Source organism: Aliivibrio sp. A6 (assembly GCF_028765505.1).
Classification (GTDB): domain Bacteria; phylum Pseudomonadota; class Gammaproteobacteria; order Enterobacterales; family Vibrionaceae; genus Aliivibrio; species Aliivibrio finisterrensis_A.
The window spans coordinates 1-17,291 of the sequence record NZ_JARACR010000026.1; the positions used below are offsets into that span (position 1 = coordinate 1).

A 17,291-nucleotide genomic window follows, 5' to 3' on the forward strand; every position below is an offset into this window, starting at 1 on the left:
CTATCTATATTAACTTTGAAAAATAAAAAGAATATAGAAATGCTGGAGCAGCGATTCATTTATAGTGTTGTCCTTTCATTTTTTGTTCTTATCGCTATCGCTGTATTAATTAGAGGTCTGTTTGAGCATAAAATAGTATTAGCACTTAATTCATTGCTAAAATATGCAGATGATGTTTCGAAAAAAAATTCGGATACCCAATATCAGGGTAGTGGCATTCTTGAGTTTGATAATATCGGGCATAAATTAGAAGAAACCTTTATTGAATTAATTGAAGCAAAAGAAGAAAGTTATAAAGCTCAAGCCGCTGCTGAAAAGTCCACACAAGTAAAATCAGATTTCTTAGCTCGAATGAGTCATGAAATACGCACACCTTTAAATGGTATCCTTGGGATTTCTAGTTTATTAAAACAAAGTGATTTAACCGTTGAACAAAGAAAGCAAATAGCAATACTTCACCAGGGAGGTGAGCACCTTCTTGCTGTGTTAAATGATGTGCTTGACTTTTCTCAAATAGAACAAGATAAACTCAATATATCGTGCGAACCATTTAAATTGAGTGACGTATTAGAAACAATTAACGCAATATATACTCCTCTTTGTTGTGAGAAGGGAATCGATTTTATTATCCATAATAAAATCGATGAAAATGCATTAATCAATTCAGATCAGGTGAGGCTAACTCAAATATTATTCAACTTATTAAGTAATGCTGTTAAGTTTACTGAGTCTGGTAATGTTAAATTGACGCTTTCTTTAAAAACAAAGAATGACCAAATTATCCTTTATATTGATGTGGCAGATACCGGAATAGGTATGGACCAAAAGGAACAGGCGTTAATATTTGAGCCCTTCATTCAAGCGGAATCAACAGAAATAAGACGGGTTGGTGGTAGTGGGTTAGGGTTAGCCATTGTAAAACAGTTGTTGAATTTATTGAATGGGAAAATTAGTGTCCAAAGCAAATCTGGTGGAGGCTCTGTTTTTTATGTACAAGTCCCTGTTGCTGTTATTGAAACAGTAGATACAAGCATTGAGGGCCAAAGTAATACTTACGAATCTTTGTTGCCAACAGGCTTAAATGTACTTTTGATTGAAGATAATAAGTCTAATGCTTATATCGCTAAGGCTTATTGTCAAAAATATGGTTTAAGTGTGGATTGGCAAATTTCTGCTCAGAATGGCATTAATCGACTCTTAGAGGCTTCATTCGACCTTATTCTTATGGATAATCAAATGCCTGAAATGAGTGGTATTGAAGCAACAAAATATATTCGTAGAGTATTAAAATCAAATATACCTATCTATGCTTATACAGCAGATGTATTAAAAGAGTCTAATGATGAGTTTTTAAGTGCTGGTGCAAATTATGTGATAACTAAGCCAATAAAAGAAAAGTCTATTTTAGATGCTTTAGTTTTTTATAAGCTTCAGTGTCGAAATTAGCTGCGTTTAATTCGAACTACTTTCATTATTTCTATTTCAAAACCCGCTAGTATTTCTACGCTTGGGTAATAAGTGATATTTACCTTTGCCCCTTTGAGAGATTGGTAGGGTTTTGTTCGATTAAATTTGAATGGGACATTACAGTTTTCAATCATAATGGTATGCTGCACCCATTCTCCAATATCACGCTGAGTATGGGATGTAACTTTTATATCAACACTGTGCGTAAGTTGTTGGTGTTTATTAAGCATTTTATCTACGTCTGATTTCATTATGTTGACCATACAATTAATCGTAGGGTGATAATGAAAGATAAATGAACGACAGTCAATAACACAAGGAAATCTTATGTCTAATACCAATCTACATAAGTATTTGATCATTCTTGCTTGTTAAAATCGATTATATCTGTGTTATACCTTTCTATTGCAAAAATTAGGTGTAATTAGATCCACTAGTTACTGTAATTTATGCCTTGCTCTAATCGATTTTTCCTACGCAATTATCTGAACAACTACTTATCCAGAATGGTATAAGAAAGTATATTGCATTGCTCAGTTTTTGCCGAAAGAAGACAAATTAGACTAAATTGCTGTTTAGCTAGATATAAAAAATGCCACAAAGTTGTGGCATTTTTTATGTATTACTGAAAATTAGACAAGGATTACTTAGAGATCCAGATAGTCTCTGATCTGTTTTTCAATACCTTGCGCATCTAATCTAAGTTCGGTGTGCATTTCTTCTTGCGTACCTTGAGCAATGAACTCATCTGGTAAACCTAATTGTAGAACTGGTTTAATTAAGCGGTTCTTCATCAAGAACTCAATCACACCCGAACCTGCACCACCTGAAATTGCATTTTCTTCAATAGTAACTAATACATCATGGCTCGTTACTAATTCACATAGTAAGGCTTCATCGAGTGGTTTTGCAAAGCGCATATCTGCAACAGTAGCATCCAACTTTTCAGCTGCCACAAGGCTATTTTCTAAGAAAGTGCCAAAGTTTAAAATAGCAACACGTTCTCCTTTTTCCGTGATTTTAGTTTCACGAAGTAGACGGCCTTTACCAATTTCTAGCGCTTGCATTGTTTTATCAACATCAACACCAGTTGCGCTGCCTCTTGGGTAACGAACTGCACTTGGTCCAGTATGCTTATGGCCAGTGTATAGCATTTGACGACATTCATTTTCATCGCTTGGCGTCATGATAACCATATTTGGAATACAGCGCATAAAGCTGATATCAAAAGCACCTTGGTGAGTCTGACCGTCTGCGCCCACGAGACCTGCACGGTCAATCGCAAACATCACGGGCAAATCCATAATCGCAACGTCATGAATTAACTGGTCATAACCACGTTGTAAAAACGTTGAGTAGATAGCAACAATCGGATTGTAACCGGCAATAGCCATACCACTGGCAAGTGTCACTGCATGTTGTTCTGCAATAGCGGCATCAAAATATTGGCTTGGGTATTCTTTAGAGAAGCGAACCATGCCAGATCCTTCGCGCATAGCAGGCGTGATGGCCATTAACTTATCGTCTTCTTTAGCCATATCGCAAAGGAAATCACCAAAGATGTTTGAGAATGTTGGTTTGCCGCCAGACGATTTAGGTAATGAGCTGTCTTTTGGGTCAAATTTTGGAACACCATGGTAGCTGATAGGATCTTTTTCAGCAGGCTCGTAGCCTTTTCCTTTCTTGGTCATGATGTGTAAGAACTGCGGTCCTTTTAAATTACGCATATTCTTTAAGGTATGAACAAGCTCGTTGACATCATGTCCATCAACAGGACCAATGTAATTAAAACCTAGTTCTTCAAACATGGTGCCAGGTACAACCATGCCTTTTAAGTGTTCTTCCGTGCGCTTTAATAACTCTTTAATCGTTGGGGTACCAGAAAGTACTTTTTTGCCACCTTCACGAATTGATGTATATAGGCTTCCTGAAAGTACTCGTGCTAATTGGTTGTTTAATGCACCTACGTTTTCAGAAATTGACATCTCATTGTCATTTAAGACAACTAACATATCTGGGTGAATATCACCTGCGTGGTTTAAGGCTTCAAATGCCATGCCTGCGGTAATTGCACCATCACCAATAACACTAACGACCTTACGGTTCTCTTGTTCTTTTTCAGCACAAATAGCTAAACCTAAGGCGGCACTAATTGAGGTAGATGAATGTCCTACAGACAATACGTCGTATTCACTCTCACCGCGCCATGGAAATGGGTGTAATCCGTCTTTTTGGCGAATAGTAGATAACTGTTCACGGCGACCGGTTAAGATTTTATGAGGATAAGCTTGATGTCCAACATCCCAAATAAGTTGATCAAAAGGCGTGTTATACACATAATGCAAAGCAACGGTTAACTCAACAACACCAAGACCAGACGCTAAGTGTCCGCTTGTTTTACTGACTGAATTTAATAGGTAAGTACGTAGCTCATCACATAAAGCAGGCAGGCTTTCTCTAGGTAAAGAGCGTAATTCATCTGGTGTATTTGCCAAAGCCAGAATCGGGTATTTTGAAATATCTAATGACATAATATTAGCGCTTATCTGTTTTAGTTTTTACGCTCAATGACGTATTGGGCGAACGCTTGCATTGCATCCGTGTTATAAGGGATATCATTCAATGCTTCAATTGCGGTTTGGTACAATTGCTCTGCTTTCTGTTGAGCGCCATCAAGGCCAAGTAAGGCAGGGTAAGTACTTTTCTCTAATTCTAGATCAGAACCTTGAGGTTTTCCGAGAGTTTCAGTATCGCTAGTAATATCTAGGATATCATCTTGAACTTGAAAAGCTAAACCGATAGCGTCGGCATAGGTTTCAAGTTGAGGGAGAATTGCTTTGCCCTTATTCCCAGCACATAATGCACCAAGTTGAACGGCACTTTTTATTAATGCTCCCGTTTTATGAGCGTGAATCTGCTCTAAAGAAGACAAGTTAACTTTCTTCCCTTCAGCCTGTAAATCAAGAGATTGCCCCATGCACATACCAGAAGCTCCAGAGGCTTTTGCTAACACGCGGATCATATCAATTCGAGAAGATTCAGCATCTGCGGTTAATGAACCATTAGCTAGAATTTCAAACGCTAAGGTTTGTAAGGCATCACCGGCAAGAATAGCGGTAGCTTCATCAAACTTTATATGACAAGTAGCATGACCTCGGCGTAAATCGTCATTATCCATTGCTGGTAAATCATCATGAATTAAAGAGTATGAGTGTATGCATTCAACTGCTGCCGCTGCTGCATCAGTGTGTTCAGTCGGTACACCTAACATTTTTGCCGTGATATAGACAAGATAAGGACGAGCGCGTTTACCTCCAAGAAGTAATGCGTATTTCATCGCTTCAGTCAAAGGTTGCTGTTGAATTTCAATTTTATCAAGCCATTGATGCAATTGTTCAATGTTACGTTGTTGATAAATAGGTAATTGTTGTTTTAGTGAATCAATCATCATTAGTATCAAAAGGGGTTAGTTCAGCATTATCATCAGCTTGAAGAAGAATATCGACACGTTGCTCAGCTTGAGTCAGCTTTTCTTGTCCCGCACGAGCTAGGGCAATACCACGCTCAAACTTCTTCAGAGCATCTTCAAGAGGCAGATCTCCGCCCTCTAATTGGTTAACGACAGAATCCAGTTCTTCAATTGCCGCTTCAAACGATAAATTTTCAGGTTTTTTTACAGCCATAATGATTCACTCTTAAAATGATCCAAGAAAGGTAACTCAGAGTACGTAAAGGGTCAATTGAAGTGGTAAGAAAGTGATACATTAAAGTAGAATTTACGCGTTAGGGGTTAAATTTCAAACAATCCATTGGTGGTGTTGTCTTTTTTAATAAAAAAATTAAACCATTGATACGTTCGGTCGATAAGAGATAAGCGGCAAAAAAATGGGTGATTTTTATGGCTTGTTTTTTGCTTAGCACATTATAAATAAACACAAGCAGCAAGATAGGGGAGCGCTCTGTGGATTTAGCAACGTTAATAGGTTTAGTTGGTAGCTTTGCATTTATTATCATGGCAATGGTACTGGCCGGTGGCTTAGCCATCTTTATGGATACAACATCGGTACTGATTGTAATGGGTGGTTCTGTCTTCGTTGTATTGATGAAGTTTACCGTAGGCCAATTTTTTGGCGCAGGTAAAATTGCCGCAAAAGCATTTATGTTTAAAACGGACGAGCCAGTTGATTTAATTGTGACGATCGTTGAAATGGCCGATGCTGCTCGTAAAGGCGGTTTTTTAGCATTAGAAGAAAAAGAGATCAGTAATTCATTCATGCAAAAAGGCATCGACTTATTGGTTGATGGACACGATGCTGAAGTAGTTAAAGCAACATTACAAAAAGACATCGCGTTGACTAACGAACGTCATGAGCGTGGGGTTGGTGTATTTAACGCGTTTGGCGATGTGGCGCCGGCAATGGGTATGATTGGTACGCTTATCGGTTTGGTAGGTATGTTATCAAACATGGACGATCCTAAATCGATTGGTCCAGCAATGGCCGTTGCACTTTTAACAACATTATATGGTTCTGTTATCTCAAATATGATCGCATTCCCTATTGCGCATAAATTAGAATTACGTAAAGAACAAGAGAAATTAAATCGACGTTTGATCCTTGATGGTATTTTAGCTATTCAAGATGGTCAGAACCCTCGTGTTATTGATAGTTACCTACGTAATTACTTAAACGAGAAGAAGCGTGTTGTTGATATTGGCGAAGAATAAAACTAGGAGCTAGCAATGGAAGATGAAGATAAGTGTAAATGTCCTCCTGGTGCCCCTTTATGGATGGCAACATTTGCTGACTTAGCAACGCTATTAATGTGTTTCTTCGTACTGTTACTTTCTTTTTCTGAAATGGATGTATTGAAATTTAAGCAAATAGCAGGTTCGATGAAGTTTGCATTTGGTGTTCAAAACGTACTTGAAGTAAAAGATATACCTAAAGGAACCAGTGTTATTGCGCAAGAGTTTCGACCTGGTCGCCCTGAGCCAACACCGATTGAAGTGATCATGCAACAAACGATAGATATCCCTCAGAAGACATTGGATTTTCATGATGGCGAGTCTGATCGTGCTGGTGGTACAAAACGTGATGCAGGTAAGCAAACAGGAGGAGAGTCATCTTCTACCTCAACGCAGACTAATTCTCAAAGTGAGTCAGAGTCAGAAAGCCAAAGCCAAACACAACAAGAGTTAGAAGAAACCATCAAAAAAGCACTAGAACGTGAAATTGATGATGGTGCGTTAGAAGTTGAGAATTTGGGGCAGCAATTAGTGATTCGAATTCGTGAAAAGGGCGCATTCCCTGCGGGTTCTGCATTCTTACAGCCTCAATTTCGTCCTCTTATCCGTCAAATTGGTGAGTTGGTTAAGGATGTTCCAGGGATTATTAGAGTATCTGGACACACTGATAATCAACCATTAGATTCGGAGTTATACCGTTCTAATTGGGATTTATCTGCTCAACGCGCAGTTTCTGTTGCTCATGAAATGGAACGAGTGAAGGGCTTTGAAAGTGACCGTTTACGTGTTCGAGGAATGGCGTCGACAGAGCCTCTTGTACCTAATAAAACGGTGGCTCAGCGAGCTCGTAACCGTCGAGTTGAAATCAGCATCATGCAAGGTAAAGCGCATGAGAGTGATGAAGTACCTAGTACTCAGCAGTAAAACATAAAGCAACAAGTAAATGGAAAGGTGAGTTGAATTAGCAACTCACCTTTTTTTTCGGTATAATCTTGCGCCTTAGATTAGGTCTTAAATCCATTTAGTCTAACCTTTTGATTGTTATTCCACATCAGTGAAGCCTATATATGAAGTTTATCGTTAAGCCACACCCAGAAGTTTTTGTAAAAAGTGATTCAGTACGTAAGCGTTTTATTCGTATTCTTGAAACGAATTTACGCAGCATCATTAAACGCGAAACAAAAGGCGTTGAAGTGATTAACCGTCGTGATTACATTGAAGTTTCAGGTCTTGATGGTACATACCGTAATGAAGTACTTACGGCTGTTACTCATACTCCAGGCATTCACCATGTACTAGAAGTTAAACAGAGTGCTTTTGCGGATATGCACGATATCTATGAACAATGTTTAGAGATGAATCGTGAGATCATTGAAGGTAAAACGTTCTGTGTGCGTGCTAAACGCCGTGGTACACATGAATTTACTTCTATTGAATTAGAGCGTTATGTTGGTGGCGGTTTAAATCAAGCGGTTGAATCAGCAAAAGTACGATTAAAGAATCCTGAAGTAACGGTTAAGTTTGAAGTTGAGAATGAAAAACTGAACTTAGTGATTGCTCGCCATAAAGGTTTAGGCGGCTTCCCTCTTGGTACACAAGAGGATGTATTAAGTTTAATTTCTGGTGGTTTTGACTCGGGTGTTTCAAGTTACTTACACATCAAACGTGGCTCAAAAGTTCACTACTTATTCTTTAACTTAGGTGGCCCAGCTCACGAGATTGGCGTAAAACAAGTTTCTCATTTCTTGTGGAAAAAATACGGTTCATCAGCAAAAGTTAAATTTATCTCTGTCGATTTTGATCCAGTGGTTGCTGAGATCTTAGAGAAAGTTGATGATGGCCAAATGGGTGTTATCTTAAAACGTATGTTTATGCGTGCGGGCGGTATGGTCGCTGAGAAATTTGGCATCGAAGGTTTAGTTACTGGTGAAGCATTAGGTCAAGTATCTAGCCAAACACTAACGAACTTACGTCATATTGATAACGTAACCGATTCATTGATTCTGCGTCCTTTAATTAACTGGGATAAAGAAGACATTATTGATTTAGCTCGTGAAATCGGTACTGAAGATTTTGCGAAAACAATGCCAGAATACTGTGGTGTGATTTCTAAGAAACCAACAGTAAAAGCGGTGAAAGAGAAATTAGAGAAAGAAGAAGCGAAGTTTGATTTCTCTGTTCTTGAGCAAGCCGTTTATAATGCGCGAGTAATGGATATTCGTGATATCGAAAAAGAAAGCCAAGAGCAAGCAACAGAAGTGGAGATGGTATCTGAGCTAGGCTCTGATGTTGTTGTTCTTGATATTCGTAGCGCAGAAGAAGAAGATGAGAAACCTCTAGTACTAGATGGTATTGAAATTGCTCATATTCCTTTCTTTAAATTAGCGACTAAGTTTGGTGATTTAGACCAATCTAAAGAGTACTTATTATACTGTGAGCGCGGTGTGATGAGTCGTCTTCAAGCTTTATTGTTAATTGAAAATGGCTACAAGAACGTAAAAGTTTACCGTCCATAGTGTGTAATTACTACTGATATTGAAAAGGGAGTTGAGTAATCAGCTCCCTTTTTTTGTTGGTGCTAGATTTGATGATAATTTAAGTTTGGTAGAGTCACTAGATCTGCAGCTAATTTTACAGTTAGCTCTTTTCCACCTAATAATGTTACGATCTCCATAGCAAACTCAAGAGCAGAGCCAGGACCTTGGCTTGTAATTAAATGATTTAATACATCAGTAAAAACACGTTTGATTCGACGGTTCTCTTCAGGGATGGCTTCCATAAAGGCTGGGTAACAAGTCATGCGTGCATCTGGATATAAATTATGATGTTGAAGCACGACAGCAGGAGCAGCACAAATAGCCGCAACCCATTTACCATCGTATTTTTGTTGTTTTAGCATTTCGATCAAAAGAGTGCTGTCTCTGAAATTTTCTGCACCTTTTAGGCCACCAGGAAGGACAATACAGTCAAACTCTTCATCAGCGACTTCCACTAATTTCACATCAGCAGTCAGAGTGACACGTTGAGCAGCTTTCATGGTTAATGATCCATCAAAAGCGGTGCTGGCAATCGTTACATCAAATTTAGCACGTTCTAGAATATCGATAACCGTAATTGCTTCTAGCTCTTCGGTTCCAGGAGCAAGGCATACGAGAATTTTTGCTGTCATAGGAAGTTCTCTTCTAATTGTTTTATTTGATTATATAACGTTTGGTTGGTTGATGCTGATATTCCATGTTGTTTTGCTTTTTGTAATAAGAACCCGGTAATAAAATCAATTTCAGTTTTTCGTTGATAAAAGCAATCTCTGTTCATCGATGAGTAGTTTTCAGCGGTTGCAGAAATGACCTGATTAACGGTTAAAAGCAGTTCTGACTGAGATAGGATGACTTCTTCTTGTTGTAATACTTGCTGTACTTCACAGCATACTTGAACGACATCTTGATGAATGTCAGATTGAGATAACCCCCCATTTTGACATCGATGAATTGCAGTTAGTGGATTAATCGCACAGTTAATGGCAAGCTTTTTCCATAATGCGACCTTAATTTCAGGGTTCCACTCGGTACTTGGTAAGCTATGAGTAAGCACCTCTTGGATAAATTGGCATTGATTACCCAATGAGTTGAATGGACCAATAACGGTATGACCCATTCCAGTGTGTTTTACTTTGTGTGAGCTTTCTTTTAATGCGCCATGTGTTGTGGTGGCTTGTAAAATAGGGTGATGGCTAATTTGGTCTTTTATCGCATCAATTGCTCCCATACCGTTATGCATAAACAGTAAGATGGTGTCTTTTGAGAGTAACGGAAGTAAAGGAAGCAATGCGCTTTCAACTTGCCATGCTTTTACTGTAATAAAAAGCAGATCACACTGAGAGAGTGATTCTTTATTATTACAAGAAAAAGCGTATGAGGAATTTTCTTTTGCACTTAAAGAAAGAGGAAGTTCAGAAGGAATGGAATTTCTTGTCCATAAAGAGACATTGTGTCCTGCTTTTTGAAGGTAGCATGCCCACAAGGAACCTACTGCGCCGGGACCAAGAATAGTGATATTCACAGGTAAATCCAGATAGAAGAAATAATGAGAGAAGTGTAATAGGTTTATTAGAAAAAACAAAGGCGCTCATGGTGAGCGCCTTAGTAAAATTAATAATCTAAATTAGATTAGAAGTTGTATTGTAAGCGGTAAATAACAAGATCTTGATAATCTTTACGAGCTAGTTTATTTACAGTGAAACGGTAAAGAACGCCTGTTGACCAGTTTTTATGGAAGTTCCACATAGCATTCGCACTACCGTTTAGACCCCAATCACCGCCTTGTTGCTCTGCATATGCATCCATACGGCCAAACTCATATTCACCCCAAGTAGAGAAGGTAAAGTTTTGACCCATTAAGTCAGTATTATAGAAACCAACCCAACCAGCCATACCACCATTATTGCCTCGGATCTCTGCATCAGCATTAATTTGATGAGTACCGATGAATGGCGTGAATGCCCAACCATCACCTTTTAAGCCAGTATAGCCTAGACCTAGAACTCGGTTTTGCTCATGAGCTCCAAATTCATCAAAATCAGTATTATATACTTGAGCATATAAGCTTATACCTGACTCTGTAAGGTTGTAGTGAATAGTACCCTTTGCAGAAGCACCGCGCTTATCTTGAGCACGGTCAACACCTTCGTAGTCATAGAAACCGTAGATTTGTCCCCAATCAAATGCCGCACCGCCTTCAATACCAATTACAGCTTGGTTACGTCCTGAAATATCGTTACCGTTGTTATCAGCATCGTTACCAAAACCATGGTCCCAAACTTGATAGTCAGTATACATACTACCGAAACCATATAGGTATTCAGCTTGAGCAGGGATAGCAACAGTGGTAGCAAGAACAGATAGAGCTAAAAGGGATTTACGCATAATGGCATCTCTATAGTTAGTATTACTAGAATAATAGGTCAGTAGGTTGAGTACTGTTTTTAAGATGTGCACATGATATCGATAAAGTTCACTTTTTTAAATGCAACCAATGTAACTCTAATGTTGTATGTAGATCTTGATCGTGTTTATAAATTCGACTTTGACATTAAGGTGATCTATATCACCCAGTTGACATTATTCTGACAGATAATTGTGAACACAAACAAAAAAGCCTCCGAGATATAGAGGCTTTGATAGTGGATATGTTATCTAAATTGAGCGTTTAAGAACCTTGAGCTTTATCAAGTAGGGCTTTGAAATGCCCTTTAAGCATAAGCAGCATAACTAAGCTTGGGATCACCATTACTGCTGTCAATATAAAGAATAATGGCCAACTATTTAAGTAGTCAGCTAATTCTCCACTGAATGACGCTAAGGTAGTTCGACCTAAATTACCTAATGAAGCAAGTAGAGCGTATTGGGTTGCAGAGAACGCTTCACCAGTTAATATCGTTAAGAAAGAGACAAAGGCAACCGTAGAGAATGCCGTTGTAAAGTTATCAACGATAATTGTAGCCAAGAATAGATGTTCATTAGGGCCCACATTAGCAATGAGAGCAAACATTAGGTTACTTGCAGCCATAGCAATACCGCCGATCATTAATCCTTTAATTACGCCGAATCGAACGTTGATCAAACTGCCTAATAGGGTAAAGAAGACGGTAGCCCCCCAACCAATTAATTTTGAGTAATAACCAATTTGTTCATTACTGAATCCAATTTCTTTATAGAAGGTAATCGACATTCTGCCTAAGAAGGCCTCTCCAATTTTAAAAAGAAAAACAAACAGTAATAGAGTACAAGCTGTTTTTACGCCATTACGATTAAAGAAATCATAGAACGGTTCAATAACGGTTACCGTAAACCAAGCTGCGACTTTAGAACCCACGAGTTTATTATGGCGTTCTTCTGCTTCATGTTGCAGTTCATCACGTTTAGTTTTTGGCTCGCCAACGAGTAAAGTAAATACCATCAATAACCCGACGATCCCAGCCATTCCATAATAAACACCATTCCAACCTATGCTATCCGCATTAACAAACGCTAAATAACCTGGAAGTGAATAACCTGTCCACCAACCAATGACGGCCATAGCAGAGGCTTGTGGCATCTTGGTCGATTCTGATTTAGGGAAGGTATCGATACGAAAAGCGTCAATAGCAACATCTTGAGTAGCAGAAGCGGTTGCAATCGCCAAAGCAAACATTGAGGCCAGCATTAAATTATTTGATGGATCTAGGCCTGCAATTTGTAAGGTACAAAATAGTACGATAGCTTGGCAAAGAAAAATCCAACTACGGCGTTGCCCTAGTTTATTACCAATAAAAGGAAGTTTTACACGGTCAACTAAAGGTGCCCACATAAAGTTTATTGCATAAACAGCAAAGACTGAACCAAAATAGCCAATAGCGGCGCGAGTAAGCCCTGCGTCTTTTAACCAACCCGACATGTTTGAGCCAATTAATACCCAAGGAAAACCGCTAGAGCAGCCAAGCATGAAGACCCAAAGTAGGCGTTTATCCATGTAGCTTTTAATCGCTGATTTCCATTGCATGGATTGAGACATGAAACGCTCCTTGTTTTTATATTTATATGAGAAAAAACAAAGCAGCTCGTAAGCTGCTTTGATAATGAAACAGAATCAATAATAACTAAATTACTTAATTAATGTTGCTTTAGTTATGATAATTGGCTCAACTGGGATATCACGCATTCCATTTGGCAATGCTTTTGTTGGTTTTGTCGCCATTTCTTGAATTACTTCAAAACCTTGCGTAACTTTACCAAAAACAGCATAACCTGGTGGACGTTGGTTTGCGTTTAAAAACCCGTTGTTATTTAGATTAATATAGAATTGGCGAGTTGCAGAGTCTGGGTTATTGGTACGAGCCATTGCAATAGTTGCAGTGTCGTTACTTAACCCGTTATTGCCTTCATTCTTAATTGGACCGTAACTTGCTTTTTTTAGCATGTCTTTATCAAAACCACCGCCTTGAGCCATAAACCCTGGGATCACGCGGTGAAATTGAGTACCGACATAGCTGCCGTCCTCAACATAACGAAGAAAGTTAGCCACAGAAATAGGGGCTTTTTCTGAATTCAGCTCTACAGTGAAACTGCCTAACGTAGTATCAAACTTCACTGATTCAGCTAGTGCAGCTTGACTCGTCATAAGAGCAGCGACAATGACAGCTGCTTTTGAAATCATTTTAACCATTAAAAGTTACCTTTGATGTAAGTTTGTAGTTCTTCGTCAACGGCAATTTTGTCTAATACTGCATTCAGAAGATCATTTAATACTTGCTCGATATCTTGGTTATCTGCACTCATAGAGCCTGATTTTTCAGAAACGCCGTTGTAGGTTTTTACAAACTTTCCTCTTGGTGTTTCTGCTGTGATTTGAAGCTTTACTTGTGTCTTTATTTCATTGCTCATTAATGAGTGTTGAACACTAACTAATGCTTCAATGATGTCTAGACGTAACGTGTTATCGCTATCAACAGTAACGATAAATCCCTGATTTTTTAATTGAGTAGAGAGAGCATCTTCAAGCGTAACTCGTAGGTTTTGTTTTGCATGAATTGGCTGAACATTTTGGCGTCCATTATCAATCACTGCAACGTATTGCGCAGTACGTAAATCACTACTATCCAGAGTTAATTTTATATTTTCAACGATCTGGTGTGCATTGCTTGATGCAACTGGTTTTATATCCAATTGAGGATCTGAAGGAGCAGAACATGCAGCTAAAAATAGAGCAGAAAGGGCAATAATGGCCTTTTTCATTGGAATATCCTTTTTTTATTTTGATTTTTCAGCTTTAACGGCTTCTAAAATAACGAATTTTGAATTACTAGCAATAGTGGTGACGTTGTCTTCACCGAATAATCGACATAATTTATCATCATAATCAAGATGACGGTTTCCAATAACTAATAATTTTCCTTCTTTGCATAAGATGTGCTTAGCATCACAGAACATTTGCCATGCAATATGATCAGTAATCGCTTGGCCTTGATGGAATGGAGGGTTACATAAAACTAGGTAGCTACTGTGTTTTTTAAATCCATCCAAACAGTTATTAGCAATAAATTGAAATTGACGCTCTTTACCTAAGTTTACTTCTAAGTTGCGACGAGCAGATTCAACGGCCATAAAGCTCTCATCAACACAGGTAATACGAGCTTCTGGGTTTAGTTGAGCTGCTTTAACACTAAGAACGCCATTACCACAACCCAAATCAATAATATGACGTAACTCAGGATCAACCGGAATATGCTCAAGCATAAAACGAGCACCTTGATCTAAACGCTCTCCAGAATACACATTTGGGTAGTTTAATAGATCAATGTCTTCATTATCTACACTCCAGCATACCGCTTCTGCAATGGTTGCAGGGTTAGTTGCATTTGCATTTGAAAATACTAGACGGTGCTTCTTCCAAGCTAAAGAGGTTTTTGTTTCACCTAAGAAATCTTCAAATAACTCAAGAGTCGAATTGTGGATTTCCTTTGCTTTATTTACAGCGATAATAGGGCAGTCAGCACTCATAGATTGACGAAGTTGCTGAAGTTGCCAAGTTAACATGCGATTATTTTTTGGAATTTGCATGAGAACAAGATCAAAGCCTTGAGGCATTTCTTCAGTTGAAGTGATTAACTGAACACGGTTACATTGATTACGTTGAAGGTTTTTTAATGTACCACGCTGAGAGACAAAAGAGTCAGTCATCATGGTTACGTTGTGTTTTTCAGAGAACCAACAAGATAAAGCACCAAAGTTATCGTTTAAGATGAGAATATTTTTTCCCTCTTCTAACTTTAATTCTTCCTCAACATGCTTAATTAGGTATTCATCACCAGCATCCCATGCTTGCAGTAGTTCTTGAGCACGTTTAGGGTAACGTTGTAAATTTAGGCTTCGGTCAAGTAGACACAGTTCTGTTTTCATAATGATTCAATCTTCAAATAGGGAAGGCTTCTAGCTATTGTCGCAAATGGTGTATAAAGTGGAAACAGAAGAATTCAAATAAAGAAAGGAATTATATGATTCAGCATCAAATTGAACAAAAATTACGCTCAGAACTCTCTCCTTCTTATCTAAAAGTCTTAAATGAGAGCTTTATGCACAATGTACCAGAGGGATCTGAAAGCCATTTTAAAGTCATTGCAGTAAGTGATGAATTCGATGGTAAGCGATTATTAGCACGCCATCGTATGATTAATACCATTTTGGCTGATGAGCTTGCAAACCATATTCATGCATTAGCAATTCACACTTATACAGAAGCGGAGTGGGAAGTGCTAGATAATGAGCGAGTGCCAACATCTCCTGATTGCATGGGTGGTGGTAAAGGTTAAATTTGAAAATGAAATGTTTATTTTTTAACATAAAATAAATGCATCATGATGCGATATGTTAAAAAGTGGCTATTTATCGAAATGGATACTACTTAGGTGGTATTTTTTGATTTTGAACAAGAATTGTGCACTTGGTCTAAAATACGCAACATGTTTCAATGACTTTTAACAATGAATAGCAAAAAATAGTAGGAATCTGGAGATTGAACATGGCATTTTCACCATAAAAAATGATAGAATCTTCGGCCTTAAAACAGCTTTTTCGTATTTATGTAAAAAGCATATTACTAAAATGTTACGTGCTGCGATTTTCGAATTAACAGTATTAAACCTATTAGTAATGTCGTGTCTTATATAGAATCTTTTTTCCCATAAAATTAGTGCAAGTGCGTATGATTACAATAAAAAAGGGTTTGGACCTTCCTATTGCAGGAGCTCCAACTCAGGTGATTAATGATGGTAAATCCATCACTAAAGTCGCCTTGCTTGGCGAAGAGTACGTTGGTATGCGTCCTACGATGCATGTCCGCGTGGAAGATGTAGTAAAAAAAGGTCAGGTTCTTTTTGCTGATAAAAAGAATCCAGGCGTTATTTTTACTGCTCCAGTAAGTGGTAAGGTTATTGAAATTAACCGTGGTGCGAAGCGTGTACTTCAATCTGTAGTAATTGCAGTTGAAGGCGAAGAGCAGGTTACTTTTAATAGCTATGCAGCGAATGAACTAGTGTCTCTTGATCGTGAAACGATTAAAACACAACTGGTTGATTCTGGTGCATGGACTGCATTACGTACTCGTCCGTTCAGCAAGGTTCCAGCGATCGATTCTGAAACAAAGGCTATCTTTGTTACTGCTATGGATACTAATCCTTTAGCAGCTGATGCAGAAGTGATCATTAACCAACAAGAAGAGGCTTTTGTTGCAGGCTTAGACTTATTATCTGTATTAACAGGTGAGAAAGTATATGTATGTAAAAAAGGCGGTAGCTTACCTCGCTCTTCTCAAAAGAATGTTGAAGAACATGTATTTGATGGCCCGCACCCAGCAGGTCTAGCAGGTACACACATGCACTTCTTGTATCCTGTAGATACAAAGAATGTAGCATGGAGCATTGGCTACCAAGATGTGATCGCATTTGGTCAACTTTTCTTAACGGGTGAAATTTACTCAGATAGAATCGTATCTTTAGCTGGTCCTGCAGTAAATAATCCTCGTTTAGTTCGTACTATTACTGGTGCTAGCTTACTTGAATTGACTGACAGTGAAGTGATGCCTGGTGAAGTACGTGTTATCTCTGGCTCAGTACTTAACGGTACTCAAGCTTCAGGTCCTCACGCTTATCTTGGTCGTTACCATCAACAAGTTTCTGTTCTTCGTGAAGGACGTGAAAAAGAGTTGTTTGGTTGGGCTGTTCCTGGCAAAAACAAGTTCTCAGTAACTCGTTCTTTCCTAAGCCATGTATTCTCAGGTCAAGTATTTAACATGACGACAACTACTAACGGTAGTGATCGTGCAATGGTACCAATCGGTAGTTACGAGCGTGTAATGCCATTAGATATGGAACCAACGATGTTGTTACGTGATCTTTGTGCTGGCGATGTTGACAGTGCAGCACGTTTAGGTGCATTAGAATTAGATGAAGATGATCTAGGTCTATGTACATATGTGTGCCCTGGTAAATATGAGTATGGTCCAATGCTTCGTGAGATCTTGGATACCATCGAGAAGGAAGGGTAAT

17 protein-coding genes are annotated in these 17,291 nt (G+C 38.5%); 6 read left to right on the forward strand and 11 right to left on the reverse strand.

Going from position 1 to position 17,291, the window contains the following annotated elements; genetic code table 11:
• Positions 1-1,446 (forward strand): ATP-binding protein (locus tag PVK70_RS14395; protein ID WP_274441587.1); only part of this gene is annotated, 1,446 nt, incomplete at its 5' end.
• Here the strand turns inward: PVK70_RS14395 and PVK70_RS14400 are convergent.
• The 4 genes from PVK70_RS14400 to xseB all read right to left on the reverse strand — a co-directional run bounded on the left by PVK70_RS14400 (position 1,443) and on the right by xseB (position 5,150).
• Positions 1,443-1,718, reverse strand: coding sequence for a hypothetical protein (locus PVK70_RS14400; protein WP_165367196.1), 276 nt, complete (start codon positions 1,716-1,718; stop codon positions 1,443-1,445). The genes PVK70_RS14395 and PVK70_RS14400 overlap by 4 nt on opposite strands.
• 396 nt (positions 1,719-2,114) lie before the next feature.
• Positions 2,115-3,998, reverse strand: coding sequence for a 1-deoxy-D-xylulose-5-phosphate synthase (gene dxs / locus PVK70_RS14405; protein WP_130048747.1), 1,884 nt, complete (start codon positions 3,996-3,998; stop codon positions 2,115-2,117).
• Between the two features lie 20 nt (positions 3,999-4,018).
• Positions 4,019-4,915 carry a (2E,6E)-farnesyl diphosphate synthase gene (gene ispA, locus PVK70_RS14410; protein WP_165367198.1) on the reverse strand — a complete coding sequence of 299 codons (897 nt, stop codon included), beginning with the start codon at positions 4,913-4,915 and terminating at the stop codon, positions 4,019-4,021.
• Positions 4,908-5,150: an exodeoxyribonuclease VII small subunit gene (gene xseB, locus PVK70_RS14415; protein WP_130044743.1), complete on the reverse strand. Its 243-nt coding sequence runs from the start codon at positions 5,148-5,150 to the stop codon at positions 4,908-4,910. Before xseB ends, ispA begins: the two co-directional genes overlap by 8 nt.
• Positions 5,151-5,428: 278 nt before the next feature.
• On the opposite strand from xseB, the gene pomA reads away from it, so the two are divergent.
• From pomA to thiI, 3 genes are all read left to right on the forward strand, one after another.
• Complete coding sequence (gene pomA / locus PVK70_RS14420; RefSeq protein WP_130048749.1) at positions 5,429-6,193, forward strand: flagellar motor protein PomA; 765 nt, start codon at positions 5,429-5,431, stop codon at positions 6,191-6,193.
• Between the two features lie 15 nt (positions 6,194-6,208).
• Entirely contained in the window at positions 6,209-7,138 is a 930-nt protein-coding gene (locus tag PVK70_RS14425) for a flagellar motor protein MotB (protein ID WP_130048751.1), read from the forward strand.
• Positions 7,139-7,281: 143 nt separating this feature from the next.
• Positions 7,282-8,730 carry a tRNA uracil 4-sulfurtransferase ThiI gene (gene thiI / locus PVK70_RS14430; protein WP_130048753.1) on the forward strand — a complete coding sequence of 483 codons (1,449 nt, stop codon included), beginning with the start codon at positions 7,282-7,284 and terminating at the stop codon, positions 8,728-8,730.
• 62 nt (positions 8,731-8,792) lie between these two features.
• Here thiI and PVK70_RS14435 read toward each other — a convergent pair whose 3' ends face one another.
• From PVK70_RS14435 to PVK70_RS14465, 7 genes are all read right to left on the reverse strand, one after another.
• The gene (locus PVK70_RS14435; protein WP_130044748.1) at positions 8,793-9,383 is read right to left on the reverse strand and encodes a DJ-1 family glyoxalase III; all 591 of its coding nucleotides are present in this window, start codon (positions 9,381-9,383) and stop codon (positions 8,793-8,795) included.
• Positions 9,380-10,273 (reverse strand): 2-dehydropantoate 2-reductase, encoded by an 894-nt coding sequence (panE, locus tag PVK70_RS14440; protein WP_207216416.1) that lies wholly within the window; start codon positions 10,271-10,273, stop codon positions 9,380-9,382. Before panE ends, PVK70_RS14435 begins: the two co-directional genes overlap by 4 nt.
• A gap of 107 nt (positions 10,274-10,380) precedes the next feature.
• On the reverse strand, positions 10,381-11,136 hold the full coding sequence (locus PVK70_RS14445) for an outer membrane protein OmpK (protein ID WP_130044749.1): 756 nt from the start codon (positions 11,134-11,136) through the stop codon (positions 10,381-10,383).
• Positions 11,137-11,419: 283 nt separating this feature from the next.
• Complete coding sequence (locus PVK70_RS14450) at positions 11,420-12,763, reverse strand: AmpG family muropeptide MFS transporter (RefSeq protein ID WP_130044750.1); 1,344 nt, start codon at positions 12,761-12,763, stop codon at positions 11,420-11,422.
• Positions 12,764-12,853: 90 nt separating this feature from the next.
• On the reverse strand, positions 12,854-13,414 hold the full coding sequence (locus PVK70_RS14455) for a peptidylprolyl isomerase (protein WP_130044751.1): 561 nt from the start codon (positions 13,412-13,414) through the stop codon (positions 12,854-12,856).
• The gene (locus PVK70_RS14460) at positions 13,414-13,983 is read right to left on the reverse strand and encodes a YajG family lipoprotein (RefSeq protein ID WP_130048755.1); all 570 of its coding nucleotides are present in this window, start codon (positions 13,981-13,983) and stop codon (positions 13,414-13,416) included. Before PVK70_RS14460 ends, PVK70_RS14455 begins: the two co-directional genes overlap by 1 nt.
• 15 nt (positions 13,984-13,998) lie before the next feature.
• A complete protein-coding gene (locus PVK70_RS14465; RefSeq protein WP_130048756.1) occupies positions 13,999-15,147 on the reverse strand; it encodes a methyltransferase in 1,149 nt (382 codons plus the stop codon).
• A 95-nt stretch (positions 15,148-15,242) separates the two neighbouring features.
• Here PVK70_RS14465 and bolA point away from each other — a divergent pair, with 95 nt between their 5' ends.
• Both bolA and PVK70_RS14475 read left to right on the forward strand, forming a co-directional pair.
• Positions 15,243-15,557 carry a transcriptional regulator BolA gene (gene bolA / locus PVK70_RS14470; protein WP_130048758.1) on the forward strand — a complete coding sequence of 105 codons (315 nt, stop codon included), beginning with the start codon at positions 15,243-15,245 and terminating at the stop codon, positions 15,555-15,557.
• Positions 15,558-15,949: 392 nt separating this feature from the next.
• Positions 15,950-17,290, forward strand: a complete 1,341-nt coding sequence (locus PVK70_RS14475) for a Na(+)-translocating NADH-quinone reductase subunit A (RefSeq protein WP_130048760.1) — start codon at positions 15,950-15,952, stop codon at positions 17,288-17,290.
• The last annotated feature ends 1 nt before the right edge of the window (position 17,291 follow it).

What these genes read in the sequence shown, in the direction of transcription:
- PVK70_RS14400 (WP_165367196.1), bottom strand. Translation starts at nt 1,718, where the DNA reads ATGAAATCAGACGTAGATAAAATGCTTAATAAACACCAACAACTTACG.
- dxs (WP_130048747.1), bottom strand. Translation starts at nt 3,998, where the DNA reads ATGTCATTAGATATTTCAAAATACCCGATTCTGGCTTTGGCAAATACA.
- ispA (WP_165367198.1), bottom strand. Translation starts at nt 4,915, where the DNA reads ATGATTGATTCACTAAAACAACAATTACCTATTTATCAACAACGTAAC.
- xseB (WP_130044743.1), bottom strand. Translation starts at nt 5,150, where the DNA reads ATGGCTGTAAAAAAACCTGAAAATTTATCGTTTGAAGCGGCAATTGAA.
- PVK70_RS14425 (WP_130048751.1), top strand. Translation starts at nt 6,209, where the DNA reads ATGGAAGATGAAGATAAGTGTAAATGTCCTCCTGGTGCCCCTTTATGG.
- thiI (WP_130048753.1), top strand. Translation starts at nt 7,282, where the DNA reads ATGAAGTTTATCGTTAAGCCACACCCAGAAGTTTTTGTAAAAAGTGAT.
- PVK70_RS14435 (WP_130044748.1), bottom strand. Translation starts at nt 9,383, where the DNA reads ATGACAGCAAAAATTCTCGTATGCCTTGCTCCTGGAACCGAAGAGCTA.
- PVK70_RS14445 (WP_130044749.1), bottom strand. Translation starts at nt 11,136, where the DNA reads ATGCGTAAATCCCTTTTAGCTCTATCTGTTCTTGCTACCACTGTTGCT.
- PVK70_RS14450 (WP_130044750.1), bottom strand. Translation starts at nt 12,763, where the DNA reads ATGTCTCAATCCATGCAATGGAAATCAGCGATTAAAAGCTACATGGAT.
- PVK70_RS14455 (WP_130044751.1), bottom strand. Translation starts at nt 13,414, where the DNA reads ATGGTTAAAATGATTTCAAAAGCAGCTGTCATTGTCGCTGCTCTTATG.
- PVK70_RS14460 (WP_130048755.1), bottom strand. Translation starts at nt 13,983, where the DNA reads ATGAAAAAGGCCATTATTGCCCTTTCTGCTCTATTTTTAGCTGCATGT.
- PVK70_RS14465 (WP_130048756.1), bottom strand. Translation starts at nt 15,147, where the DNA reads ATGAAAACAGAACTGTGTCTACTTGACCGAAGCCTAAATTTACAACGT.
- bolA (WP_130048758.1), top strand. Translation starts at nt 15,243, where the DNA reads ATGATTCAGCATCAAATTGAACAAAAATTACGCTCAGAACTCTCTCCT.
- PVK70_RS14475 (WP_130048760.1), top strand. Translation starts at nt 15,950, where the DNA reads ATGATTACAATAAAAAAGGGTTTGGACCTTCCTATTGCAGGAGCTCCA.